Source organism: Thiobacillus sp. SCUT-2, from assembly GCF_035621355.1.
Taxonomy (GTDB): domain Bacteria; phylum Pseudomonadota; class Gammaproteobacteria; order Burkholderiales; family Thiobacillaceae; genus Thiobacillus; species Thiobacillus sedimenti.
In genome coordinates, this window is record NZ_CP141769.1 from 1436584 (window position 1) to 1460626 (window position 24043).

The 24043-nt window shown below is 62.6% G+C and carries 26 protein-coding genes; 14 read left to right on the plus strand and 12 right to left on the minus strand.

The features are described 5' to 3' along the window. Positions 1-28 precede the first annotated feature (28 nt). Both VA613_RS06960 and VA613_RS06965 read left to right on the plus strand, forming a co-directional pair. A complete protein-coding gene (locus VA613_RS06960; protein ID WP_324781227.1) occupies positions 29-883 on the plus strand; it encodes an arsenite methyltransferase in 855 nt (284 codons plus the stop codon). A 54-nt stretch (positions 884-937) separates the two neighbouring features. Next, on the plus strand, positions 938-1429 hold the full coding sequence (locus VA613_RS06965; RefSeq protein ID WP_324781138.1) for a DUF2703 domain-containing protein: 492 nt from the start codon (positions 938-940) through the stop codon (positions 1427-1429). A gap of 689 nt (positions 1430-2118) precedes the next feature. On the opposite strand, the gene VA613_RS06970 is transcribed toward VA613_RS06965, so the two are convergent. From VA613_RS06970 to VA613_RS06990, 5 genes are read right to left on the minus strand one after another with little or no spacing between them, the layout of a single operon-like run. Beyond that, positions 2119-3423 carry a sensor histidine kinase gene (locus VA613_RS06970; RefSeq protein WP_324781139.1) on the minus strand — a complete coding sequence of 435 codons (1305 nt, stop codon included), beginning with the start codon at positions 3421-3423 and terminating at the stop codon, positions 2119-2121. After that, entirely contained in the window at positions 3420-4082 is a 663-nt protein-coding gene (locus VA613_RS06975; RefSeq protein ID WP_324781140.1) for a response regulator transcription factor, read from the minus strand. Before VA613_RS06975 ends, VA613_RS06970 begins: the two co-directional genes overlap by 4 nt. Before the next feature lie 28 nt (positions 4083-4110). After that, positions 4111-4869 (minus strand): COG4705 family protein, encoded by a 759-nt coding sequence (locus VA613_RS06980; protein WP_324781141.1) that lies wholly within the window; start codon positions 4867-4869, stop codon positions 4111-4113. Continuing rightward, complete coding sequence (locus tag VA613_RS06985) at positions 4866-5651, minus strand: COG4705 family protein (RefSeq protein WP_324781142.1); 786 nt, start codon at positions 5649-5651, stop codon at positions 4866-4868. The genes VA613_RS06980 and VA613_RS06985 overlap by 4 nt, the downstream gene beginning before the upstream one ends. Before the next feature lie 51 nt (positions 5652-5702). Further along, the gene (locus VA613_RS06990; RefSeq protein WP_324781143.1) at positions 5703-6038 is read right to left on the minus strand and encodes a PepSY domain-containing protein; all 336 of its coding nucleotides are present in this window, start codon (positions 6036-6038) and stop codon (positions 5703-5705) included. Positions 6039-6466: 428 nt separating this feature from the next. Between VA613_RS06990 and VA613_RS06995 the strand changes: the two genes are divergently transcribed. The 6 genes from VA613_RS06995 to VA613_RS07020 all read left to right on the plus strand — a co-directional run bounded on the left by VA613_RS06995 (position 6467) and on the right by VA613_RS07020 (position 11963). Continuing rightward, entirely contained in the window at positions 6467-6706 is a 240-nt protein-coding gene (locus tag VA613_RS06995) for a hypothetical protein (protein WP_324781144.1), read from the plus strand. Positions 6707-6788: 82 nt separating this feature from the next. After that, positions 6789-7703, plus strand: coding sequence for an ABC transporter ATP-binding protein (locus tag VA613_RS07000; protein ID WP_324781145.1), 915 nt, complete (start codon positions 6789-6791; stop codon positions 7701-7703). After that, entirely contained in the window at positions 7700-8452 is a 753-nt protein-coding gene (locus tag VA613_RS07005; RefSeq protein WP_324781146.1) for an ABC transporter permease, read from the plus strand. The genes VA613_RS07000 and VA613_RS07005 overlap by 4 nt, the downstream gene beginning before the upstream one ends. A gap of 9 nt (positions 8453-8461) precedes the next feature. Continuing rightward, on the plus strand, positions 8462-9022 hold the full coding sequence (locus VA613_RS07010) for a COG1361 family protein (protein WP_324781147.1): 561 nt from the start codon (positions 8462-8464) through the stop codon (positions 9020-9022). A gap of 97 nt (positions 9023-9119) precedes the next feature. Then, positions 9120-9716 (plus strand): undecaprenyl-diphosphatase, encoded by a 597-nt coding sequence (locus tag VA613_RS07015; protein ID WP_324781148.1) that lies wholly within the window; start codon positions 9120-9122, stop codon positions 9714-9716. Between the two features lie 210 nt (positions 9717-9926). Continuing rightward, positions 9927-11963 (plus strand): bifunctional DedA family/phosphatase PAP2 family protein, encoded by a 2037-nt coding sequence (locus VA613_RS07020; protein WP_324781149.1) that lies wholly within the window; start codon positions 9927-9929, stop codon positions 11961-11963. Between the two features lie 270 nt (positions 11964-12233). Here VA613_RS07020 and VA613_RS07025 read toward each other — a convergent pair whose 3' ends face one another. From VA613_RS07025 to VA613_RS07035, 3 genes are all read right to left on the minus strand, one after another. Further along, positions 12234-13220, minus strand: coding sequence for a CBASS cGAMP-activated phospholipase (locus VA613_RS07025; protein WP_324781150.1), 987 nt, complete (start codon positions 13218-13220; stop codon positions 12234-12236). A 12-nt stretch (positions 13221-13232) separates the two neighbouring features. Continuing rightward, positions 13233-14753 carry a nucleotidyltransferase gene (locus VA613_RS07030; RefSeq protein WP_324781151.1) on the minus strand — a complete coding sequence of 507 codons (1521 nt, stop codon included), beginning with the start codon at positions 14751-14753 and terminating at the stop codon, positions 13233-13235. Between the two features lie 1025 nt (positions 14754-15778). Continuing rightward, positions 15779-15913 carry a type I restriction enzyme endonuclease domain-containing protein gene (locus tag VA613_RS07035; protein WP_324781152.1) on the minus strand — a complete coding sequence of 45 codons (135 nt, stop codon included), beginning with the start codon at positions 15911-15913 and terminating at the stop codon, positions 15779-15781. 342 nt (positions 15914-16255) lie between these two features. On the opposite strand from VA613_RS07035, the gene VA613_RS07040 reads away from it, so the two are divergent. Next, on the plus strand, positions 16256-16594 hold the full coding sequence (locus VA613_RS07040) for a BON domain-containing protein (protein WP_324781153.1): 339 nt from the start codon (positions 16256-16258) through the stop codon (positions 16592-16594). 62 nt (positions 16595-16656) lie between these two features. Next, positions 16657-17061 carry a hypothetical protein gene (locus tag VA613_RS07045; protein WP_324781154.1) on the plus strand — a complete coding sequence of 135 codons (405 nt, stop codon included), beginning with the start codon at positions 16657-16659 and terminating at the stop codon, positions 17059-17061. Between the two features lie 156 nt (positions 17062-17217). Here the strand turns inward: VA613_RS07045 and VA613_RS07050 are convergent, their stop codons facing one another. The 3 genes from VA613_RS07050 to VA613_RS07060 all read right to left on the minus strand — a co-directional run bounded on the left by VA613_RS07050 (position 17218) and on the right by VA613_RS07060 (position 19672). Further along, positions 17218-17652: a YfeK family protein gene (locus VA613_RS07050; protein WP_324781155.1), complete on the minus strand. Its 435-nt coding sequence runs from the start codon at positions 17650-17652 to the stop codon at positions 17218-17220. Further along, positions 17649-19364, minus strand: a complete 1716-nt coding sequence (locus tag VA613_RS07055) for a phospholipase D family protein (RefSeq protein WP_324781156.1) — start codon at positions 19362-19364, stop codon at positions 17649-17651. Before VA613_RS07055 ends, VA613_RS07050 begins: the two co-directional genes overlap by 4 nt. A gap of 92 nt (positions 19365-19456) precedes the next feature. After that, positions 19457-19672, minus strand: coding sequence for a CsbD family protein (locus tag VA613_RS07060; protein WP_324781157.1), 216 nt, complete (start codon positions 19670-19672; stop codon positions 19457-19459). 523 nt (positions 19673-20195) lie between these two features. On the opposite strand from VA613_RS07060, the gene VA613_RS07065 reads away from it, so the two are divergent. The 3 genes from VA613_RS07065 (at position 20196) to VA613_RS07075 (ending at position 21578) form a co-directional block, all read left to right on the plus strand. Further along, positions 20196-20354, plus strand: a complete 159-nt coding sequence (locus VA613_RS07065) for a DUF1328 family protein (RefSeq protein WP_324781158.1) — start codon at positions 20196-20198, stop codon at positions 20352-20354. A gap of 94 nt (positions 20355-20448) precedes the next feature. After that, entirely contained in the window at positions 20449-21087 is a 639-nt protein-coding gene (locus tag VA613_RS07070; protein WP_324781159.1) for a response regulator transcription factor, read from the plus strand. A gap of 68 nt (positions 21088-21155) precedes the next feature. Then, positions 21156-21578, plus strand: a complete 423-nt coding sequence (locus VA613_RS07075) for a response regulator (protein ID WP_324781160.1) — start codon at positions 21156-21158, stop codon at positions 21576-21578. A gap of 1 nt (position 21579) precedes the next feature. Here the strand turns inward: VA613_RS07075 and VA613_RS07080 are convergent, their stop codons facing one another. Next, entirely contained in the window at positions 21580-22965 is a 1386-nt protein-coding gene (locus tag VA613_RS07080; RefSeq protein ID WP_324781161.1) for a CHASE3 domain-containing protein, read from the minus strand. 337 nt (positions 22966-23302) lie between these two features. On the opposite strand from VA613_RS07080, the gene VA613_RS07085 reads away from it, so the two are divergent. Continuing rightward, positions 23303-23878 carry a ferritin-like domain-containing protein gene (locus tag VA613_RS07085; RefSeq protein ID WP_324781162.1) on the plus strand — a complete coding sequence of 192 codons (576 nt, stop codon included), beginning with the start codon at positions 23303-23305 and terminating at the stop codon, positions 23876-23878. Positions 23879-24043: the final 165 nt, after the last annotated feature.

Here is a 24043-nt window from a genome sequence, read left to right on the forward strand (position 1 = left end):
CGTCGGCCACCCCCCGAAGTTGACGTTGATGCAGGCCACCGCTGGGCGCAGGGCTGTGCCTACAAATCACGATGAGCATCGCCAAAACGTGAGGGAGGCATACGCCCAGGTCGCAAAGGCCAATAATGAGGGGAAAAGCAGCGGCTGTGCCACGAGTTGCTGCGGCACTAGCGACGATAGCGCTATCAACACGCTCATCTCCACGCGTCTCGGCTACAGCCAAGCTGACCTTGCAATGGCGCCCGCAGGGGCGGATATGGGCCTCGGTTGCGGCAACCCCAAGGCCATTGCCGCGCTCAAGCCGGGTGAAACGGTCGTCGACCTGGGCTCGGGCGGCGGTTTCGACTGCTTCCTTGCTGTTCGCGAGGTAGGCAGCAGCGGCCATGTGATTGGCGTCGACATGACCCCGGACATGGTGTCCAAAGCACGCGCGAACGCCGTGAAGGGGCAGTATGGAAACGTGGAGTTCCGTTTTGGCGAGATCGAACACCTGCCCATCGCGGACGGTGTCGCCGATGTTGTGATTTCCAACTGCGTCATCAACCTGTCGCCCAACAAGCCGCAGGTCTTCCGCGACGCCTTCCGCGTGCTCAAGCCGGGGGGGCGGCTGGCGATCTCCGACGTGGTCGCAACCGTTGAGCTCCCCGAAGAGATGCGCAATGACGCAGGGCTCATCGCCGGGTGCATGGGCAACGCCTCGCTCATCGAGGATCTGGAAGAGATGATGCGCGACGCGGGATTCGAGCAGATCCGCATCCAGCCGAAGGGCGAGTCGAAGGAATTCATCAAGGACTGGGCGCCGGGGCAGAACGTCACAGACTTTGTCGTCTCTGCCACGATTGAGGCGGTCAAGCAGGGTTCGTGTTGTGGCGGTTGCTGCTAGGTCATTCCCGGGCACGCCTGGGATGGTCGCTGCACTAATCGACAGGAGAGCGAGATGAAGCCGATGCCTATCGTGTGGAAGCGTTTCGTCAAGGGCGGAGCCACCTGTGTCCGCTGTGAGGAAACGAGCCGCGAACTCGAAGCGGCGGTGACCAAGCTCGCCGCTGCGCTGCGGCCATTGGGAATCGATCCCGTGCTCGAAACGAAGGAGCTCGACGAAGCTGCGTTCAAGGCCGATACCTCGGAGTCCAACCGGGTGTGGATCGCTGGCAAAACCATCGAGGAGTGGCTCGGCGCTGCCGTTGGCATGAGCCGTTGCTGCTCGGTGTGCGGCGACTCGGAGTGCCGAACGCTAGAAGTCGGCGGGCGTACCTACGAGACGACTCCGGAAGAGCAGTTCATCAAAGCCGGGTTGATGGCGGCCAGCGAGATGATCGTATCGGCATCGCCACCGCACAAAGCCGCGGCATCCTGCTGCGGCACTACCTCGGAAACGCCACCTTGCCCGCCAACTTCGGGGGCAGCCAAGGGTGGTTGTTGCGGCTGACCAGCCTGCCCGCAGTAGCACGCAATGTCCAAACCCGTGCCGGATTCCGCGGGCGTCAGAACGCCCTGAAAGAAAGTGACTCGCCCCCGCGGCTTTCCGGAGCGAGACCTGACATATGGCGCGGTCAGCCTGACCCGCCGCTTTGGCCGAGAACCGGACGTCGGTGCGACCACCATACTAGCCACGCGTTGTCGTTCATTGTCGTAAAAACGACAATGAACGACAACGCAGCAAGTCCGGGATTGCCTATGAGCTAGCCTTGGGGAGCTGCCGTTCAGCTTGAGTGTCTATTCAACGACTGGTGTGCCGCGCATAGCCGACCTCCGGCAGCTCTGGCCGAGGAACCGACCTTGGCCTGTTCAATTCCGACCGGCTGATTATCGGCCGAAGCGGCCGGTGGCATTGGCATAGTTGAACGGCTGATGTTGTGCCCTGAACGGACGCTGGGGATCCCGCCGAAAGAGCACCACGCGTTTGGGCGACTGGCGGGCTTGTCAGGCGCAGTGGACTGATGGGGTGGCTAAACGACCCCTTGGACCGAGGGCGCGACGGCGAGGCAGCTCAACCTGATGGGCTGGTCATATGGTGAAGCCGGTGCTCAGTTGGATGCGCTCTAATCCGCCGCCAGGCGAACGAAAATTGCCGACGAATCCTCGGTCAACCCAGCCACCGCGGGACATGCAAACTGCCTAGCCGCTTGGTTCAAGAGGCTGCGCGTAGCAAAACACGAGCCCCGTCCGGTCCTTGCGGTTCCTCAACATCACCGTTCCCCCCAGCCGGACCGCGGCCTCCCGCGCAATCGCCAGGCCAAGGCCGCTGCCTTCCCCGTCGTTAGATAAACGATGGAATGCATCGAAGGCGTGCTGCAGCGCGGCCTCCGTAATGCCCGGGCCGGTGTCGACCACCTCGATCAAGGCCTGGTCGCCATCGCGTCGCAGGCGGAGCGTCACCTCGCCGCCACGCGACGTGTACTTGAGAGCGTTTTCCAGCGCATTGCGGACGATCAGGCCAAGCGCCCGCGGATCGGACCGCATCGACTTTAATCCGGCGTCCTCTATGCCCAGATCGATTCCCCGGGCCTCTGCCACGGGATGGAACTCGGCGATCAGTTCGCGTGCGAATGCCTGCACATCTACGTCGGTCCATGCTGCTTCGCTGGCCTGGAGCCGCGCCAGGTCAAGCAGTTGCACCGTCAGCCTGCGGGCACGCTCGATTCCCGCCTGGAGGGGGACCAGGCGCTCGCGCATGTCGGCCGGCGACGTTGCCTGGGCGAGGTTCTGCGCCTGGAGCGAGAGCGCCGTGAGCGGCGTGCGCAGCTCATGCGCGGCATCGGCAACGAACCGGCGCTGCTCGGCGATCATCGCGTCGACGCGCGCAAGGAGCCGGTTGATGGCGTCGACAAAAGGCGCGATTTCGCCCGGCAGATCATGCCGGGGCAGCAACGTCGGGCGTTCGGCCGCCTGCTGGTCGAGTTCCTCTGCAAGCCGCAGGATGGGCGCGAATTCGCCGCGCACGATGAACGCGATCAGCCCGATCAGCAGCGGCAGCAGCAGCAACAGCGGGATCAGCGTGCGCAGCGCGCTGTTGAGAGCGATCTCATTGCGGCTGTCGGTCGCTTGCGCGACGACAAGGCGGTTGCCCGTTCCCGTGTCACGGACGAACACCCGCATGGCTTCCTGCCCGTCACTTCCGGCGAGCGTGCGAAAGCCCGGTGCGATGTCCGGCGGCAACCACGCCGGGCGCGGCCCGCCGGGAAGACGGACCACGCGGATTCTCGATTCGGGGTCTTCGACGGCCTTGCTGGCAGCATCGAGCTGCCGGATTTCGGATGGGCCGCCGGCGCTCAGCGCGGCGATCTGCCGTAGTGCATCGTCCTGGAATTCCTGCGCTTCGGCGTAAGCGAAATAGAACGCCACCGCGGTCGCAATCACGCCGCAAGCCAGCACGGCCCCGGCCAGCATCTTCGACAGGTGGCGCTGCAGCGAGCGGTTCACGATGCCTTGTCCACCCGCCAGCCGGCGCCGCGCACGTTCTTGATCACGTCCTGGCCGAGCTTGCGGCGCACGCCGTGGATCAGGAAATCCACGGCATTGCTCTCGACCTCCTCGTTCCAGCCGTAGATCCGTTCTTCCAGCTCGGCCCGGGTCAGAATCGCGCCGGGCCGCAGCAGCAGGGCCTGCAGGAGCGCAAACTCGCGGGCGCTGAGCGTCACCGTCCGGTCACCGCAGGTCGCCTCGCGGGTGGCCGGATCGAGGCTGATACGGCCGTTGCCGAGAATCGGCGCCGCCTGGCCGCCCTGGCGGCGGATCACGGCGCGCATGCGCGCGAGCAGTTCGTTGACGTCGAACGGCTTGACCAGATAATCGTCGGCGCCCAGATCGAGTCCCTGGATGCGGTCGTCGACGCTGTCGCGCGCAGTGACGATGATGACGGGCAGGGTGCGGTCCGCCTCGCGCAGGCGGCGCAGCACCTCCAGGCCATCGCGCTCCGGTAGTCCGAGATCGAGCAGGACGGCCTGATGCTCGGCCGCCTCGAGGACACGCGATGCCGACTTGCCGTCACGCACCCAGTCGACGGCGTAGGCGGCGTCCTTCAATGCCGTGGAAACCGCCTCGCCGATCATGGGATCGTCTTCAACCAGCAAAATACGCATGCCCGCCTTTCCCGTTGGTCCGCATCCCTCAGTGGCTCAGCCGTGCCGGACGTTGCCGGAACAGGGCGACGGAGAGGGCGATGGCTGCAAGCAGTACCGCAGAGGCGGCGAAACGGCTCAGGTCCAGTCCGCCGGCCTGGATCGGCTTGTCCAGGAAATCGCCGACCACGGCGCCCAACGGACGGGTCAGGATGAACGCCGCCCAGAACAGGACGGTGTGAGATATCTTCGTCCTGTAGTAAGCCGCAGCGACCAGCGCCAGCAAAACGCCAAACACGATCGCGCCGCCTTCGTAGCCGAGCCCGGCAGTGTCCGCCGTCCAGTCGCCGAGCGCGGTGCCCAGCGTCTGCGAGAACATGATCGTCACCCAGTAAAACAGCTCGGACTTCGGCGAACCCACAGTATTGATCGAAACGGAACCGAGGGTACGGTACCACACCGCCAGCGAGCCTATGAGCAGGCTGAACAGCAGCGCAACGCCGCCGGTGTAGCCGATGCCTAGCGAACGGTCGGCGAAATCGGCCAGCGTGGTGCCTACCGTTGTCGTTGCGATGATGGTGGTCCAGTAGACCACGGGATGGAACTGCTTCGCCCGGATCTGGACGATCACCGCCGCGAGGAAGATGCCGGCAAACACGACGGTGCTGAGCAGGTAGCCCAGGTGCATCGACATGGACAGCGTATCGCCGCCCGTTTCGCCGAGCGTGGTGGCGAGGATCTTGATGATCCAGAAGCCGAGGGTGACTTCCGGTACCTTGGTCAGGACTTCTTCGGTCTTGATGCTCATTGTGCAATCCTTTTTTCGGTCGAATCCTTGCGGGTCAGGGTCAGATAAACCACCAGGGTGGTGATGGCAGCAAGAAAGAGCATGCTGGTCTGCGCCGTGCCCAGCCCTAGTCCGCCGTTGTTCGCCGGCTGTGACAGGTAGTCGCCGCACGAGGCGCCAAGCGGCCGAGTCAGAATGTAGGCGATCCAGAACGCCAGCACGGCATTGGCCTTGAAGGCGTAGTAGGCGAAGGTCACTGCCGCGATCATGCCGCCGAACATCAGCGCCGAATTGGCATAGCCGAAATTCATACGCTCCGCGACCAGGTCGCCCGCCGCCGTCCCGAGTGCGAACGTGAAGAGGATCGCTGCCCAATAATAGAGTTCCCGGCCGCGCGTGTAGATGGTGTGGATCGACAGCGTCTGCTCCTTGGCGTACCAGACAGCGAAGGTCGCCATCAGGGCCAGGCTGAAGGCCGCGGTGGTGACCTCGAGCGGAATGCCGAAGTTGTCGGTGAGGTTGTCGGTGATGAGCGTCCCGACGACGCTGATCAGGACGACCGTCAGCCAGTACAGCCAGGGCACGTAGCGCCTGGCGCGCAGCTGGGCGGCCAGTGAAATCGCCAACAGACCGGCCATCACCACGGATGTCCAGCTCAGGCCGAAATTGAGGTTGAAGTTCAGAAAATCGGCGGCGGTCTCGCCGACCGTGGTGGCCAGGATCTTGATGATCCAGAAAAACAGAATGGCCTCGGGAACCTTGTTGAGCAGGTCCTGCCTTGCGGCCGTCCTCGTGTTGTTCATATGCGCGCTCCCCGGAAATGGAAAAAGGCCGGAGCCAGGCTCCGACCGGGTTCAGTCTTCGTGGTCGCCGTCGCCGTCATGATCGACAGTATCGGCCGTCGCCTCGATAACCTTGCCGTTTCCGGCATCCACCTTCACGTCCGTCACCGAGGTGCCATTCACGACTTCGACCTCGAATACTCCCTGTCCTTTGTGGCGCTCGTACTCGGCACGCGAGGCCTTGCCCCCTACATGCTGTTCGGCTGCGCTGACAGCCTGCTGCAGGCTGATTCCTGCGTTCAAAATCGCCAGTGCGTCGTTTCCCGAGGATTTGGCCGCGACGGCAGTGCCAACGACGGCTGCGGTGGAGAAGGCGGCAAGCGCCGCCAGATAGGCTTTGCGTTTCACGATGATCGCTCCTTGAACACGCGGACATTCGCGCGAGGGTCAAGATAGCGATCGAGAATTAGGCGACAGTTAGCCGGTGCAATTTCCCAGTGTGATGCGCCAACGCGGCTTGGCTCGATGCACGATGACGTTGCGGCCGACGTTCTGCTTGTCCTCGCAGTGTTCCAGATGCCCGGAACTTGTCGGGATGAACCGCGCCACCCGGGCCGCCTTGGTATTGACCGGCCGTTCGGACCGACGACGCGACGTCCGCCAATTTTGCCCCAGTGGCGCTCGTCTGGGCCTCATCCGTGCAGCGATCGCTCGGAATACTGGCGCCTACCCCTTACCCGAATCGGGATTCTGGCTGGCCTAATTCTGGCCTAACTTTTAATCGATACGCTTCCAACTGCGCGAATGTCCGCGTGCCTTTTGCGAAAGGATTCGAGATGAACACCAGATTTCTGCTTCCCCTCCTAGCCGGATGCCTCGCGGTTTCGGGCTTGCCCGCGTTTGCCGCGAACGCCGCGGCGCCGTCCGGCGAGCCTGCGGTGGCGGCCAAACACCAGCCGGTGCGCCACACAAAGGAAACCAAGAAGGCCGAAAAGAAAGAAGAACGCTCGGAAAACAAGAAGGAAGAGCGCAAGGAAACGCGAGCCCAGGAGAAAAAGGAGGAAATGAAGAAGTAGCAGGGCGGCAGGACCCGGGCACGTGCCTGGGTCCGCGCGCCTGCTTCGTGAGTCTCTCCGACCAGACCGAAGGGGAACAGCGATGTTGATCGAGATCGATAGACTGGAGTTGTCACTGCACCACCGCCGCATCCTCGCCGGCGTGAACCTGCACATGCAACCCGGGGACATCTATGGGCTCCTGGGCCCGAACGGGGCGGGCAAGAGCACGACCATGTCCGTGTTGAACGGCCTGCGGCGGGCGTCCTCTGGCAGCGTCTCCGTACTGGGCATGGACCCATGGACGCAGCGCCGGGATGTGCATCGTCAGATCGGCGTGCTTCCCGAGCAGGCGGGCTTCTATGACTGGATGAGCGCGCAGGACTATCTGCTGTGGTTTGCCGAGCTCTATGGCCGTGCGCTTGCCGCAGGCGAGATCGCGTCGCATCTGGCGCAGGTCGGTCTGGATGCGAAGAATGCGGACCCCATCGGCACTTATTCGCGCGGCATGAAACAACGTCTCGGGCTGGCACGCGCGCTGCTCAATCGCCCCAAGCTTCTGGTGCTCGACGAACCGACGAACGGCCTCGATCCCCGCGGGCGACGCGAAATTCACGATATGCTCCTTGGACTGGCGCGGGAAAACGGCGTGGGCGTTCTCCTGTGCACTCATCTTCTCGACGATGTCGATCGCCTCTGCACGCGCATCGGCGTTCTTAATCAGGGCAAGACCGTGGTCGAAGGCAGCCTGTCCGAACTGCTGGCGAGCCGGCAGGCGGCTTTGCGCTACCGTTTGCGTCTCCTCGCGCCGCCGCCCCGAACCGAGTTTGCGTCTGGAATCCGAGTCGTTGCCCAAGAGGGCCAGTGGTGGCATCTGGATATCGGATCCGGAGTGTCGCCGCAGGACGCGTGGCGAGAACTCCTCGGTGCCGGCTGGGCCGTCAGCGAAATCCACAGGGAAGGCGGCGGTCTGGAGGATCTTTATCTCAACCTGACGACGACGGAGGCTGCAGCATGACAAGCATTGGTCTGATCGCACGCAAGGAAAGCGGAGAGTTGCTCAAGAGCGGACGCGGGCTGGCCTGGCTGCTGGCCTTGAGCGTAATCCTCTCCGTCTTCAGCCTACTCTTCGTCAGTAACACCGAACTGAGCCTGCTGGACAACGCGCAGGTGGTGTACATGGTCATGGGGACCATCACGGCCTTGGGCGCTTTGCTGGCGGTGGTGCTGGGCAGCGATGCCATTGCCGGTGAAAAAGAGCGCGGCAGCCTCGTGCCCCTGTTGCTGACGCCGGTTTCCACCGGAGACATCGTGTTCGGCAAGATGGGTGGGCAGGTGGTGGCCTGGGTCGTGACCTATGCTCTCAGCCTGCCCTATTTGTGGGCGGTCGGCAGCAGCGGCCAGAACCTTGTGGAGGCCGTCGTGTACCTCGCACTCTTGGGTACGCCTGTCGTGCTTGGCTTCGGATTCTTCTCGCTCGGCCTGTCGGCGCGCTTCGGCAACGTGCGGGCCGCCCTGATCACCGCCTTGATCGCCCTCATGCTCCTCGCCAGTCCTCTGCTTCTCGGGCCGGGCCTGCGACAAAGTGCGATCGGCAAGGCGTTCGACGCGGTCAATCCGTTCTCGGCGGCGGTCAACAGCTTCGACAGCGTGGTCATCGATTCCCAGCCATTCTCCATGCAGCTGGGCCGGTTCGCCGTCACGCTGATCTGGCTGGGACTGACCCTGTGGTTCGCGGGGCGCAGCGTGCGCACAGTCGAAATCTAGGAGGCCGTGATGAAACGAATCTCGCTTTGGCTTTTTGCGTGCCTGCTGACGCTCGGCACCGCAAGCGCGTGGGCGGTGGAACAACCTATGGACATCAGTCTGTCGGCAGATCCCTCCAACCCGGCGACGCCGCAGATGGGGGACCACATGAACTTCGTGAGCGTCATCCGCAACAACAGCAGCGCACCGGCGCAGGGAATCGTGGCCTGGATCAGCTTGGTCCAGGTCGACCCGGGCCACGAGCAGCCCGTCGATCTGGAAGACTGGAGCGCTCACAAGGCGGTGACGCGGGCCTCGCTCGCGCCAGGTGAGCAGATCACCGTGCCATGGCCGATGCGCCTGATCCAGGCGGGCGACTATCGGGTCGTGATCAGCGCCGTCGAACGCAATACGCCGCACATCATCACCAGCCCCTTCCTCGACTTTCATGTGAAGCGCAAGCCGGTGGTCGAGTCCAAGCGCGTCCTGCCCGTCGCGTTCGGGGTGCCCGGCCTGCTCGGCCTGGCGATGCTATGGCGCCTGCGGCGGCGTTGGAGTGTGAGTCAGATGTTGAACCGAAGGGGCAAGTGACCGTCGCCCATGCGGAACGAAATGGCGTCGATGAGTCGACTGCGGGAACGGGTTTGGCGAGGGGAGTCAGGCTACAAGAATTGGAATGGGAATGCCGATGGAGCATCTGAGTCAAGCGATCTTTTTGCTACTGAACGCGGGCCCGCACGCCTCGCCCAGGACAGTAGACGTTGCGCGCCTGCTCGCGGAGGATGTGATCTGGCTGGTGCCGCTGGGTCTCGTGCTCGGCTGGCTGCGCGGCTCCACGGCAGCGAGGGAAGCGCTGCTCAGTGCGACTGCCGCCGGCTTGACGGGGCTGCTCCTTAACCAAATCATTGGCTTGGCGTGGTACCACCCGCGGCCGTTTGAAGCCGGCATTGGACGGACCTTGATTCAGCATGTCCAGGACAGCTCGTTCCCGAGCGATCACCTGACCCTGATCTGGGCCGTCGCAACCAACCTCGCGCTGCACCAACAGACAAGGTTGGCGGGCTGGAGCCTTGCCCTGCTCGGCCTTCCGGTGGCCTGGGCGCGTATCTACCTTGGCGTGCATTTTCCGGCGGACATGCTGGGCGCCTCGGTTGTTGGCCTGTTCAGCGCGGGCTTGATGCGCCGCCTCGACGCGCGATTCGCCGAGCCCTTGGCCAGACGCCTGCAACCGCTTTACCGGATGGTGTGTGCGAGCCTGATCCGCCGCGGCTGGGCGCGGGAATGAACACGCGGATCAGAGGCGGCCCCGGGAATGCGATGGCTGCTTGCCGAAGAGGATTCGTCGATCGAGGAGGCGGTTTCCGTCACGCCACATGATGCGGCGTACCCTGTCGCCTCGATCAAGGACCGCCGGCCGGCAACCCCGTGCACCCGCCCAAGTAGAATGCCGACTCCTTGATCTCCTTCTTCCTTCCATGATCGCGACGGAGAGTCTGTGACGAACATCGTCCTGGACCTGGTTCATTGGACGGGGAGCCACCCCACGCTTGCCGGACTGCTGGTGGCCCTGGTTGCCTGTGCAGAGTCTTTGGCATTCATCGGACTGCTCGTCCCCGGCGCCATCGTGATGCTGGGTGCAGGTGCGCTCGTGGGCGTCGGCGCGCTGCCGTTTTGGAGCACGCTGTGTTGGGCCGTCGGGGGCGCGATCGTCGGCGACGGCGTGAGCTACTGGATTGGGCACCGCTATTCGCGCCGATTCACGCGCCTTCGCTTCGTTCGCGGCCATCCGGAGTTGCTGGAACGTGGCGAGGCGTTCTTCAGGCGCCACGGGGGCAAGAGCATCATGCTGGCGCGCTTCGTCGGGCCCGTTAGACCTGTCGTGCCCGTCGTAGCCGGGATGCTGGGTATGTCGCCAGGGCGCTTTTATGCCTATAACGCGCTCTCGGCACTCGCCTGGGCGCCGGCCCATTTGATCCCGGGAATGGCTTTCGGCGCCTCGCTCGCGCTGGCCGGCCAGGTTGCGGGCCGGCTGACTCTTGGGCTAAGTGCGCTTCTCGCGTTCGTCTGGATCGTCATGTGGGGCGCGCGTTCGCTTTACCGGTGGGTTGCGCCCCACGCCAACGGCTGGGCGGCCAAGGCGATGAACTGGAGCCAAGGCCATCCTCGCCTGGCCTGGCTGGTCGGCGATCTGCTGGATCCGGAACGCCCGGTTTCTCGCCCGTTGCTGGCATGGCTCGCGCTTTTGATCGGCTCGGGCTGGTTGTTCTTTGGCGTCCTCGAAGACGTCGTGGGCCTGGACCCCTTGGTCTACGCGGGCCAATCCTTGTTTCACCTCTTGCAGGGGCTGCGCACGCCCGCTGGCGACTTGATCATGACGGCCCTGACCGAGATGGGAGACGCTGCCGTGGTCATCCCGGTCCTTCTCGCAGTGCTCGCCTGGCTAGCGTGGAAACGTGTGTGGCGCGATGCACGGTACTGGCTGGCCGCCGCTGGATTCGGTGCGCTCGCGGTCGTTTCGCTGAAGATGACGCTGCACTTTCCCCGGCCTGTCGCTCTCTATACCGGAACGGACGCTTACAGTTTTCCGAGCGGTCATACCACGCTGAGTACGGTGATCTATGGCTTCCTGGCGGTGCTGAGTGCCCGCAGCCTGTCGGCGCGCACGCGCTGGATTCCTTACGCGTTGGCGGTCATGCTGGTCAGCGGAATCGCGTTCTCGCGCCTTTACCTTGGTGCGCATTGGCTGGCCGACGTCATTGCGGGAATCGGACTGGGGACAGCGTGGGTTGCTGTGCTGGCGATTGCCCGCGGACGCCATGCCGGAAGCGATGCCCCCATTCCGTGGCTGCCGGTCGTCGGCCTCGTGGCGTTTCTCACTGCAGCAACTTGGCACATTCACGATCGGCTTGCGGCGGACCTCGACCGCTACGTTGTGAAGGTCGCGGCTGAGCACATCAGCGAACAGGCTTGGTGGGACTCGGGGTCGCAAGTGCCCGCGTATCGCCTGGACCTGCAAGGCGAAATGGCGCAACCATTGAACATCCAGTGGGCGGGACGCCTGGATGTCTTGAAGCAGGCGCTTTCCTCGCAGGGGTGGCACGTGCCGCTGCTGCTTTCTCCGCGCGCCGCCCTGCAATGGCTCTTGCCCCATGCTCCCATTGATCGGCTTCCCGTGCTGCCACAACTTCATGATGGCCGTTCCGAGGCGCTGGTCATGGTCCATGCCGGCGACCCCAGGCTGCGTCCGGGTGAGCAGCTCATTCTGCGCGTGTGGCCGACCGCGGCATCGCTTGAACCCTCTGGCGCACCCTTATGGGTCGGCACCGTCGCGTGGCAGCGCATCGCGCGGCTCCCCCTGATAGGTTTTCCCGGCACGACCGACCGCTACAGCGAAGCGCTCGCGATGCTGCGACCTACCGTCACCGAGTTTCGTGAGCGGATCGTGACGCGAAACGTCGGGATGGCGGAAGAAGTCGAGGAGAATGGTCGCAACTGGAATGGAGACACGTTGCTCATCGCTGCCGGGCCATGAGTTCTTGACCAGGATCTAGAAGCTTCCTATTTGCCTCCGGCGTCGCTGCGCAGCGAGTCCAGCAGGACACAAGCGTTCAACGCCGGACGAACCGGTGAGCGCGGCCTTTGTCGTGAATCCAGTCGCGCTCGGAGCAGCCATTCGCGAGATTCTTGGAGACGACCGTCCGGTTACCTACCTATAGCGGGCGGCCCCGGCTCTGGGCGCAGCTGGCAGCTTTGGCCGAAGACCTGACATATGCGTCATGAGAACAAATTGCGATCACGCTCTTCAAGCCGCCTCTGATCTCTCCGGAGACGGCGGCCTCTGCGCCCAAGCCCCGATTGCTGGCAGGGGTGTGAACGGCGCTGCAACTTCCCTGAAAAACCGCTCTAGCTTGGGCCGGGCCTCTCTCGCCTCTGACTCGCCAAGCCCCCTGAGCCTGGATATGCCGCGTGCGTTGTCCAGCTCGAAGGTCCCGGCTGCGACCTGCGGTGCGATGCGGTTGATCTGATCGTGCCCTCCGAGAAGGACCGCCGCGGTGCCCTGTGCGCCAGAGGACTGCCCCGCGCTCACAACATCTAGCAGCTTTGCTGCCCAGGAGAGCTTGCCCGCCGCCAACCACCCGTCACCGTTCAGCTTCATGGGCGAGGCCGTGCAGCTGAGGCTAAGCATGTGCACGTCTCGTGGATTCCACCCCAGGATGCCGACCGCCTCAACGGCAGCGACACCCGCGGGATCGTTCGCCCAGATGCCCCCATCGATGAGCGCCGTGCCACCGGGAAGCTTGTGGGTCGGAAGAAACGTTGGAGCCGCGGACGTGGCCAGCGCGACGTCGACCATGTCACGCTTCCTGTCTTCCTGGAACCGTTCATGATGGGCGGTTTTGAAGATGTACACCTTTCCCGTCTCAAGGTTCTGGGACGGGATAACCAGGCGCGTCACGCTGTCGCCAAGCTTGCGGTCGCCGAACTGGGCCAGCAGGGCCGCTTTGAGCCCGTCCGCAGAGTGCTTTCGAGTTAAAAAGTGCTTGGCCCTGGCAGCCAAGCCGTTATTGGCGAAGAGGCCTGGCCCATACTTTTCGTAGAACTCCAGGATCTCCCGGGCCCGGTAACCGGCCCCGAGTGCCAACGCGATGATCCCGCCCGTGGACGTGCCCGCTATGAGGTCGAAGTAGCTTCCGATGGGCTCCGGCAGGTCTTCCTCGAGCTTTGCCAGGAATGCTGCCGGGAACACGCCCTTGATTCCGCCACCATCGATCGAGAGGATTTTTCTCAAAGCGCCACCTGCTCAGCCGATGTTCACGATATATGCGCCACTGCGGGCGACGAGGTAGCCGTCCTTCACGATGAAGCACTCGATAGTGTGCGAGCCGGCATACAACGTGGCTTCCTGATGCGTAATGGCGCCTCTCTCCACTGTTCCAGCATCAAACCCGCCGCGCAGGCCACCCGAGACCGCAGCGGCCTCAGGGCCCTCATTCACGACCTGCCAGAACACCTGGTACGGTGCCGGCACGTCGGTCTTGGCCTTGAAGGTCAGCTTGGCATGCTTGGGCAGGTCCGGACCGTTAGACCTGAAGCGCTCACGCCGATACCCGTTCCGGACAATCCACGCTTCTTGGAGGGAGACAGTGCCTTGCCTGACCTGCGGCCAAGGCGCTTGCTGCTTGTGCCGGGCCCAAAACGCGCTGATGTCCCGGCCGAACGGCAGCCTGGGGACGGCGCCGCCATTCGATTTTGCAGCCGTCGCAACGCTGCTGCCTAGCAGCCTGGCCGCCACTGTGGCCAACCCGTCGCGACCAGTATGGGCTGCCAGTTCCGCGAAGTCGGCCTGGGCTTGGGCGAGCCACCGGTAGAACATCGTTTTGCGCCGGGGGTACTTTTGCCAGCGGTCGGCAAAGTTTTCAGACGGGTCCGAAGGGTTGGCGATCCACGTGACACCCGCTCGGTCCTCGATGTGGCTGGCCATCCTGTCGAGAATTGCCAATACGGCGTGCCCCACGTGCGCTTCGTTGTTATAAGAAAGACCAGCCAGCGTTGTGATGATGATCGAGATCGGCTTGTCATCCGGGTCGTCGGCGAACATGATGTCGCGGTGCCGCTTCAGGATTTGGACAGCCTGCTGCAGCGGGGTTTTGACCTTGTAATCGGGGATATCCTCGACATTCGCCCTGATGTTCAGGGCCATACCTTCCCGGCGGGACTTGAAGCTCTCCGTCATGCGACTGCGGAACCAGTTCGTGTACCCCTTTGGATTGCTGCGCGGCCAATCCCTGCTGACGTCAAGGTATCGCGGGTGCTCGTTGTCCGTGATGGCGATCGCGGTCTGTACCCACCGGGGATCTGCCTCGGTGTCCCCCAGGAGCCCAAGCATCCGCGCACCATCCGGAAGAGCGGGCAAGGCGTCCAGGTGGAACTGGGCGTCGTCAGCATATTCGAGCGTCCAACACCGCCTCCCCTCGGACATGCCCTTCTTCATCCCGTGCGCTTCGGCATACAACTGGATCTCGTACCCGAATCGCTCCTTGAGGTCCTGCTGGCTCAACGTGTCCATACTAAGGCCGAGTTCACAGACGAGATCAATGTCGTAGTGTTCCTCGCCATTCACCGGGCGGATGGGCGTGCCCAGCCGAAACGAGCCCTGGACGTACACGTCCGGCGAGAAGTCCTTCAGCGTCGACGCATCCCGCCCCAGCCAGTTGGCTACTGATAGGTAGCGATCCTCGGCCTGTTCGTACCGGCCGGGGGGAACGTCAAGTTCCGCCGCAAGGCGTTCAAGATAATCTGCGGCTTGCGCCGACAGCTGCACTCGTGTTGTCTCTCTAATTGTCATCGCAACCTTTCCGGGGTAGCCCCCTTGAGCCCAGTCGGAAACGAATGGGCAGACAGTCCTGCCGCCGGCGGCAGGGCATCCGTTGTTCGAAAAGATGGGATGGCAGGCCGAAGCCTGCCATCGCCCTGTTTAGGGCTTCTTAGGCTTAGGGTTCATGGGAACCCGCACCTTCTCGGTTTCGGTGGTCTTGGGGTGGGTCTTAGCGTAACGTTCGGTTACGAATTGACCGGTCCCGGAATCCCGATTCACCGTTTTCGTGCTCGTTTTACGAACCATGATGGCTCCTTTACACGGGTGGACGAAATGGGGAACGGGACATTCGGCACGATATTTGCGCTATTGACGCCGCTGAACTAGCCGACGTACATTGCGCTCGCGTTTTGGGCCTCAGGTCCACCAGGCTCCCGGGCGGCGGTAACCGCTCGGGAGCCTACCCCGCCTCCTTGAAATACAACATCTAGTGCCGAATTTCGAAGTTGCCACCAATTCTAGTGGCTTGCCCAGCCGCGTCAACCCGATAATTTATAAAAAGTAAAGCGGTTAATAAAATTTACTGATAACAATGGGTTGCGCGGCCACTGTGCTCAATATTTGAGCATGCATCCTTGCCGCACTAACCACTTATCCGTCGGAAACCCGCTGCACGTCTCACAAGCTGAAGCCTGCCGGAGAGCCGTCCCTCGTCGTGACGCGTGGAAATCTTGCCCCACGCTGCCGATCGCTTCCGCTCCACAGGTGCCGCAGACACCGGTAGCCGTTACCAGAATTTTTCGGCGCAAGGTTCATGCGTCGATAAACACATGTGGCTATCTATTTGATTGCATGAAGTTTCTGGCAGAAAAACGACCGATCGAGGCTGGGGCGAGCGAAACTGCGATAAGTCATTGATTCTAAAGACACCGTGTTACTCGAATTTCGTGGTAGCGACAGCTGCTGCCGCTTCCCCGAAATTCGAGTAACGCCCCGTCACCCGTTTCAGGGCTACCAGGATCAGGCTGCCGCTAAACCGCCACCCATTCAGCCGACAGTGACTCGGCCTGCTTCAGAACCGTCTCCGTCGCTTTTTCCTGCTTGTCCGGCGGATACTTGTAGCGCTTGAGCAGCGTCTTCACCATGACACGCAGTTTGGCCCGCATGGTTTGCTCTTGGCGCTCCGCAGGAGCGTTACCAGAATTTTGCGGGACGACCTTTCTTCCCTGTTTAAAAATGGACGTTATCTGATTGAAAAACATGGCTTTAGTTGACGAGACGGGCCGCGTCTTGGCGAGCACGCGCCTATGAATCTAACTCCCTGATTTCATTGGGATGCTGTCACTCGAATTTCGTGGGAGAGACAGCGGCTGCCGCTTCCCCGAAAGGCCAGTGCTCCCACGCATCACAAAGCGGCCAGCACCTACACGTTTGTCAGTTCAGGCTTACATAAGCCATCCGGCCTGTAGAGCATCATGCAAGCTCCCATTTCGTTAAAGGAGACCATCATGAAAGCCATCAACACCCGTATCGCCGCCGGCATCCTGACTTCGTGTTTCGTTCTCGCGCCCATGGTGAGCCACGCTGCCGACGGCGACACCGACCGCTCGCATCCCGTGACCTACGTCAAGGATTCCGTGATCACCTCGAAGATCAAGGCGAAGCTGGCCCTGGAGCACATGGGCAGCCTGGTGCAGATCAATGTCGACTCCGACGCGCATGGGGTTGTCACGCTGAGCGGCTACACCCGCACCGAAGCGCAGCGTGAACGCGCGATTCAGATTGCCAAGAGCACCGAAGGCGTAACCAAGGTGAACAGCACCTTGACGGTGAAGAAGGACGATTGATTACCCTTCACATTGCCAATCGGGCCCGGGCCTTCCAGCCCGGCCTTATCTGGAGGAACGCCATGAGACGAGTCTTTCTGGCAGCGGCGCTGGCCGCGTCCGCGATGTCGGGGGCGTCCGTGTCGTCCGCGGACGTGGGTCTGTCGGTCGATGTGGGCGAGCCGGGTTTCTACGGGCGCATCAGCATCGGGGATTACCCTCGCCCCGAGGTCATCTACAGCCGTCCCATCTACTTCGAGCGCGAAGCGATCGAGCGCCCGCCGGTCTATTTGCACGTTCCACCCGGCTACGAGAGGCATTGGCGCTCGCATTGCCATGAATTTCGCGCCTGCGGCGAACGCGTCTATTTCGTCCGGGATGACTGGTATGAGCATGAATATGCGCCCCGATATCGCGAACGGCATCATCGTCACCACGACCATGAGCACTTCGATCATCGTCGTCACGAGGGGCATGGCCATGGGTAAAGACCGGCCTGCGTTTGCTGGTTGAGCGTCATCCCGTTTGCGGACGCGCGCCGATCACTCGGCCCTTCGCAACGATCTCGACGATCCCGCATCGGGCTGCCTGGTGCGGGATCATCATTTCGGCAAGCCTTCCCCGCCCGATCGTGCGGCTGGCACTCAGTGCTCAGGTGGATACGGTGTATCTAGCTGAATCGAGGGCCGCGCTCGAGGCTTTTCCCCGCTCCGCATCGTCCGTTCGCGATGCAATTCCCCGAGAAGCCAGGCAGCGCTTGTCTGCTCGGGCGCGCCAGGGCATTTCACCCGGTATGGCCGCCCGCTCAGGCTGCTTTTCGTTGCGGCGAGCGCGATGAAATCCTCGGTTGAATGGATCTCCTGGCGCGCGGAGAAGTAGAGGAACTTGCCACGCACGTGATCTTCGGCTGTCCTGGCGTCGTGCCAGCTCCCATTGCGATAGAACCGGCAATCCGAACGCCCGATGTAAGCGAGCAAGGAGTCGATTTCGGCGGAGGTCTCCGGCCCCGGTGAGGCAGCGAAGACGGCATGGGAGAGCGCAAGCAGCGTCATGGGGAACAGCCAGGCAAGCTTGATCATAATTCACCATCCAGTGGAAGCTGCGACAGGGCTTTTACCTCGAATCGCTGGCACGGGCTTCGCGCAGGTTCCTCCGCGTAGTCGACCATCTTTCCGCCGACGCGCGTTCGCCAGACAAGGTGCCCGGAATCGCCCGACAAGATCAGACGATAGGCGTTTTCGGGTTGCGTCATCGCGTTGAAGCGCGCTGCGACTTGATGCGCCAGTTCCGGGCTGTCGATGATGAGGCCGATTTCGGTATTCAGGTGCATGGAGCGCTGGTCGAAATTCATCGACCCGATGAAGACCGATTTCTGATCGAACACGAGCAATTTGGCGTGGAGGGAGAAATTGCCGGCATCGGCGATCACGCGCTTCTCGCCGCTGCCGCGCGTACTTCCGAGCAGGGCGCGCGTCTCATACAGTTCGATGCCCTCCTCCAGCAAGGGAATGCGGTAATGCATGTAGCCGGCTTGCGCAGGGAGCACGGTGCTGGATTCGAGCGAGGTCGTCAGGATGCGAACGCGAACACGGCGCGCACGCAGGATCCTGAATAATTTCATGCCATCTTCGCCAGGAACCAGGTAGGGCGTGATCATCAACAGCTCGTGCTGCGTTTTGGAGGCCTCGTCGAAAACCGACGGGAACATCAACTTGCCGACCATGTTGCCGCGCTCCAGGTCCTTCTTGTCGGGGCTGTCATAGAGCAGCTTCGCCCGGGCCCACACGAGAGGCAGACGGCCGGACAGGATGCCGTTCAAGGGCTCCCCGCTCGCGATGCGCGTGACGTAATCCACGCCTTCATCCTTCAGCGCTTCGCGATGTGCGGCGAGCTTTCTCCGATGCGTCGCCAATTCCTTTCGCTCGTCGACGCGTTCCTGGGACTTCTCACCCGCCGCTTCGATCCGATCGTCCGCCAGGTCGTCAGGTTCTCCCGCGGCCTGGGCCTCGGGATCGACCTTGAGTGCCTGCTGCGGGATGGAGAGCGGGTTGTTCCAGAACCGGTCGAAACTGCTGGATAGCTGCTGCACGATGGGGCCGGCGGCAAAGACGTCGTCATCGGCATACTGGCCGTCAGGGTCGATCTGGAAATACATGTCACCGATGTTTCGCCCGCCGACCAGGGCGATCGCGTTGTCCGCAACGAACAGCTTGTTGTGCATGCGATAGTCCAGGCGGTCGGCATTGAACATGAACTCGAGGCCGCGGAAAAACCGCGCGGTCCCTCGGTAGCGGAAGGGGTTGTAATAGCGAATCTGGATGTTCGGGTGCGCCTCGAGCGCCGCGATCTGTTCGTCTCCATCCAGCGTTTCCCCATCATCGATCAGGAGACGGACGCGGACGCCGCGATCCGCGGCATGAAGGATGGCGTCGGTAAGCAGCTTGCCGGTCTGATCGGCATGGAAAGCGAAATACTGGAGATCCAGCGTGCGTTGCGCCGCCTGGATGATCTGCATGCGAATCAGGAACCCGTCCTCGCCTGCCGAGAGAATGTAAAAGCCCGATTGGCCCGGATGGGCATGCGCTGCGGCTGCGAAATGCCGGCCAAAGCGGGTTGCGTCAGGATGGCCGAATGCGGTCGAGGCCTGGCGCGGATAATCCGCACCCGGCGGCAAGCTGCTGCATGCCCCCAGCAAGGACAAGAGCGCCAGCATCGCCAGCCGCCGGCTGGCAGTCTGGGAAGGCAGGCGCAATGCGCGTGCCCGATACTCCGTCTCGATGCGGGTGCCCAATACGGCGCGCCTCGTGGTTTGCATCGTTGTCCTGGGCGGGCAAGCAGGAAAGTGCCCGGCGCATCGCCGGGCACTGCCGTCGCGTGGTGACCTTACTTGAACCAATCGTCGCTCGCCTTGCGTTCCCACGATGCGAGCTGGCGCTCGGCTTCATCCTTGGCGATGCCGTAGCGCTCCTCGAGCTTGCCGAGCAGCTGATCGCGGCGGCCATTGACGACATCGATGTCATTGTCGGTAAGCTCGCCCCACTGCGCCTTGACACGCCCCTTGAGCTGCTTCCAGCTGCCTTCGATACGTTCCCAGTTCATTTCCGTCTCCTAGAAAGATCATGGTTGACCGAGATGACAAGGCATCGCGGCCTTGTCCCCTTCTCGCCCGGCGCCATCGAGGCGCGAGGCCCGTCCGCCGATGCGATTACGGCGCAGGCGAAACGGCTCACGCCGCGAAGGCGCTCGCCTCGCCAGGCGGATGCCCGATGGCGATGGTTTGACTCTAGGTGAACGAGCGGGCAGTCCGTATCAGCCGATTCCCTCGGCCGGTGTAGGAATGCGCTGAGCCGCCGGCCGGCGGTCGCGGCGAGCCTGCACCATGCGCCTGCCGGCGGAAGCATGTAGGAATCGTCTGACACGCTATTGGGACTGGGCTTATATCGCGCGTCCGCTGGCCGACATACGCTTCATTGCAGGCTGTCGCTTGATGCGGCCGATCGTTGACGGATCGGCGGACACTGGCGGCCCACGGCTACGGGAAACGGACTCGCAGTCGCAACCGGTGGCCCGAGGCCTGGCAGGACAAGGCCTGGGTCAGCATAAACGGATAGGAGTGCTTATCATGCTGCACTACACACTGGTATTTTTCATTATCGCCATCATCGCCGCCGCACTGGGGTTTGGCGGCATCGCCGCGGGTGCCGCGGGGATTGCCAAGATCCTGTTCTTTGTCTTCCTGATCATGGCCTTGGTAAGCTTCGTCATGAGCCTGGGGCGATGAGCGACGACATGGGGAAGCGGATCGTTCGGGCAAGCGACGCTGTGCGGCCCGCGATCAGCCAGGATATCAACACCGATTTTTGCGAGAGGCAAAATTGCTGCACGTAGGGATAGTCGACGACCACCAGATCGTGCGTGCCGGCTTCCGGGAGCTGCTTGGCGACACGGCCGACATGCAGATCTGCCTTGAGGCAGCCGATGGCGACGAGGCACTGGAAAAGCTGCGCGCCACGGCTTGCGATGTATTGCTGCTGGATATTTCCCTGCCCGGCAAGAGCGGCGTGGATGTATTGCGCGCGGTGAGGCAGCGCTACCCCGACATGAGGGTCTTGATCCTCAGCGGGTTTCCCGAGGAAAGCTACGCGCTGGCCATGATACGCAATGGGGCAAACGGCTACCTGCACAAGGACTGCGACCAGGCCGAACTGCTGAAGGCGATACGCTCCGTGGCCAACGGACGCAAGTACGTCTCCGCCAATACGGCCGAATTGCTCGCGGACGAACTCAGCGGGAACCGGCCGGAAGCGCCGCATGCCGCATTGTCCGAGCGGGAACTCCAGGTGTTCCTGCGCCTGGCCAAGGGGCGGTCGGTTTCGGACATCGCCGAGCAATTGCACCTGAGCGTGAAAACCATCAGTACCTACCGATCGCGATTGATAGAAAAGCTGGAGGTGTCCAGCAATGCGGAACTTGCCGCTTATGCCATTCGGCACGGCCTGATCACGGATGAATGAGACATGGCTGGTGCGCTTGGGTCACGCGCAAACGAGTTGATACGATCCAACCGACAGGGGCCTGGACGATGACATGCAGTGAGCATCCGGACAATCTGAAAGTCCTCCTGATCGAAGACTCACCGCTGCTGCGGCAGGTGTTGAGCGGCATGATCGAGGATATCGACGGCGTCGAAATCTGCGGTTATGCCGAGGACGAGCAGCATGCCCTGGACATTCTCGAAACGCAGCCCATCGATCTTGCCATTGTCGACATCGAGCTCAAGCAGGGAAGCGGCATCGGCGTGCTCAAGACCCTGGGCGCCAATCCGGAACGCTACGGCACGCCGCATACCGTCATCCTGTCGAACCATTCGCACCCCGCCATGCGCAAGCGTTGCGAGAGCCTGGGCATCGACGCCTTCTTCGACAAGTCGCTTCAGATGAATCAGTTGATCGGCTACGTCCAGGACGCCGTTGCGAGGCGCAGCAACCCCTCCCCTGCCCCCTGATTCAGCCCGGCATCGGCGCCTCGACTTCGATGCAGGTCCCGACGCCGGGGCTCGACGTGATTGTCAGCTTGCCTGCCAGCATGTGCGCACGATGCTGCATGCCCGCCAGACCATGCCGGGCGAGTTGAGGCGAGGACGGGTCGAATCCCACGCCATCGTCCTTCACGCGCAGCCGGATCGTCCTGCCGGCCACGCCCAGCGAGAGGTCGACGCGCTTGGCGCGGGCGTATTTCCGGATATTCGTGAGGGATTCCTGCACGATGCGGAACAAGGCCAGCGATACGTGCTCCGGCAAATCGAGGTCGCCCTCGTGCAGGTCGGTATGAACCTCGATTTCGTCGCACCGGGCCACCTCGTCCGCCATGACCTGCAAGGCGGCGACCAGGCCCAGCTCATACAGCAGCGCAGGGCGCAAGTCGTTGGTGATGCGGCGCTTCAGGGCGATGCCGCTCCCCAGCGTGTCCTGGAGTCGAGTCAATCGTTCCGCCAGCCGTTGCTTCAGGTCTTCGGGCAGCTTGCGCTCGAGCCAGTTCGCTTCAAGCTTGGCGGCCGTCAACAGAGCGCCCAACTCATCGTGCAACTCCCGGGCAAGACGAAATCGTTCCGCTTCCTGCGCATTGGTCAGATAGGTCGCGAGCTCCTTCAATTGCCGCGTGCGGGTATCGACCTGCGCTTCCAGGCTCTCTCTTTCTTCGTGCAGCATCCGGGTGATCTGGTCGCGCAGCCTTTGCTCCCGCAATGATGCAAAGAACAAGGTTACGAGCAGGGCCAGCGACATGGCGGACAGGCCGACCGTCACGGTGCCGCTCTGCCGGTACAGCGCCATGGAGCGGTCGATCGATTTCTGGCCGCTCTGGCTTGACCGAATTCTCAGTATCTCAACCTGCTTGCGGAAGGCATCCATGGTCTCCTTGCCCTCCTGGATCAGCTGCGGATTGGCCGCGCCCTTCAGATCGACAAAGGCCCCGACTTCCTGCAGCAAGGTAATTTCCCGCCGAGCCAGCTTGACGAGCTGGTCGGCGGCCTGGTTATCGCCCCGCTGGCTTTCGCTGCCCTGCTTCACTTGTTCCATCAGCAACGGCAGCTTCGCCATGGCGGACCGATACGGGACGAGATAACTCTTGTCGCCGGTGAGCTGATAACCGCGTATGCCCGTCTCGGCATCCACTATCAGCCTCAGCAATTCGTCGATGCGCTGAATCCGCTGATCGTATTGCGCCAGGTGATTGAGCGCATGCAGTCCCAGCGAGAACTGCAGGTAGCTGATGACCAGCATGCCGATGATGGCCGCGCTGCCAATCGCCAGAAAGACGTGCGGCCAATGCCGCGGGCGCAAGAGGCTGAACCGGGAAAACGTGCGCGTTAAGTAATCTTTCCCTGAAGCCATCGGAAACTCCGCAAAAGACCCCCTGAAAGCACACGAAGGAATCGTCCGACAAATCTATCCGCCTGGCCTGACAGACCGGATCGGGGCGGGGCTCTACCATGAGTACGACTCGACGCAACGCAAGCTTCGGCGTCCGGCAAGTCATGCACCAAACGGCTGGCTGCGGGAATACGGCGCGACGCGTGTCGATTATAGCCAAGCCGTTTTGGCGCGGGCGCGCATGTCCGGGCATTGCGCGGCGCCGTCGCAAGCCGATTCCGGCGACCGCCGACAGGCGTCTCGCTCATTGGCGGATCGCCGGACGGAATGTATGCGCTCGATCACACAGGAGATACATATGACTGCTACCGCCACAGGACGAAAATCCAGCCGCCGCAAGGACGCCGTCGACCCATCCGACTTCCTGACCGACGTGAAGACACTGCGCGAACGTGCACGCAGGCACATCGCAGAGGGGGCCGTGACGACCGACTACCGGCTGGATCCGGTCGTCGCGGTCAGGCTCCTGAACGACGCACTTGCGACCGAGCTGATTTGCACGCTACGCTACCGTCAGCACGCGTTCGTCGCCAAGGGCATCAATTCGGAGCCCATCGCCCAGGAATTCCTGGCGCACTCCAACGAGGAGCTGGCGCATGCGGATCAGATTGCCAGGCGCATCGTCCAGCTCGGCGGCTCGCCCGACATGCAGCCCGGGGACCTGACCGACAAGAGCCACGCCGAATATGTGACCTGCGACACGCTGAAGGAGATGATCCGCGAGAACCTGGTGGCCGAGCGGATCGCCATCGAAAGCTATCGCGAACTGGTGAGCTTCTTCGGTGACCGCGACCCAACGACCCGCGTCATGCTGGAGGGCATCCTGGCGATGGAAGAGCAGCACGCGGACGAATTGTCGGATCTTCTGGATTGATGCGTGCGCGGATCCTTCCGCTGATCTCTTGCGCATGAAGGAGTCGATGCCCTTGCCGGGTCCGCACGACGTGCTCCTCGTTTCGGGTGACGCCGACGACCCTCTCCGTGCTCGACCATTCCAAGGGTTGCGGCCACGCCGATCTCGTCACCTGCCAGATGCCGC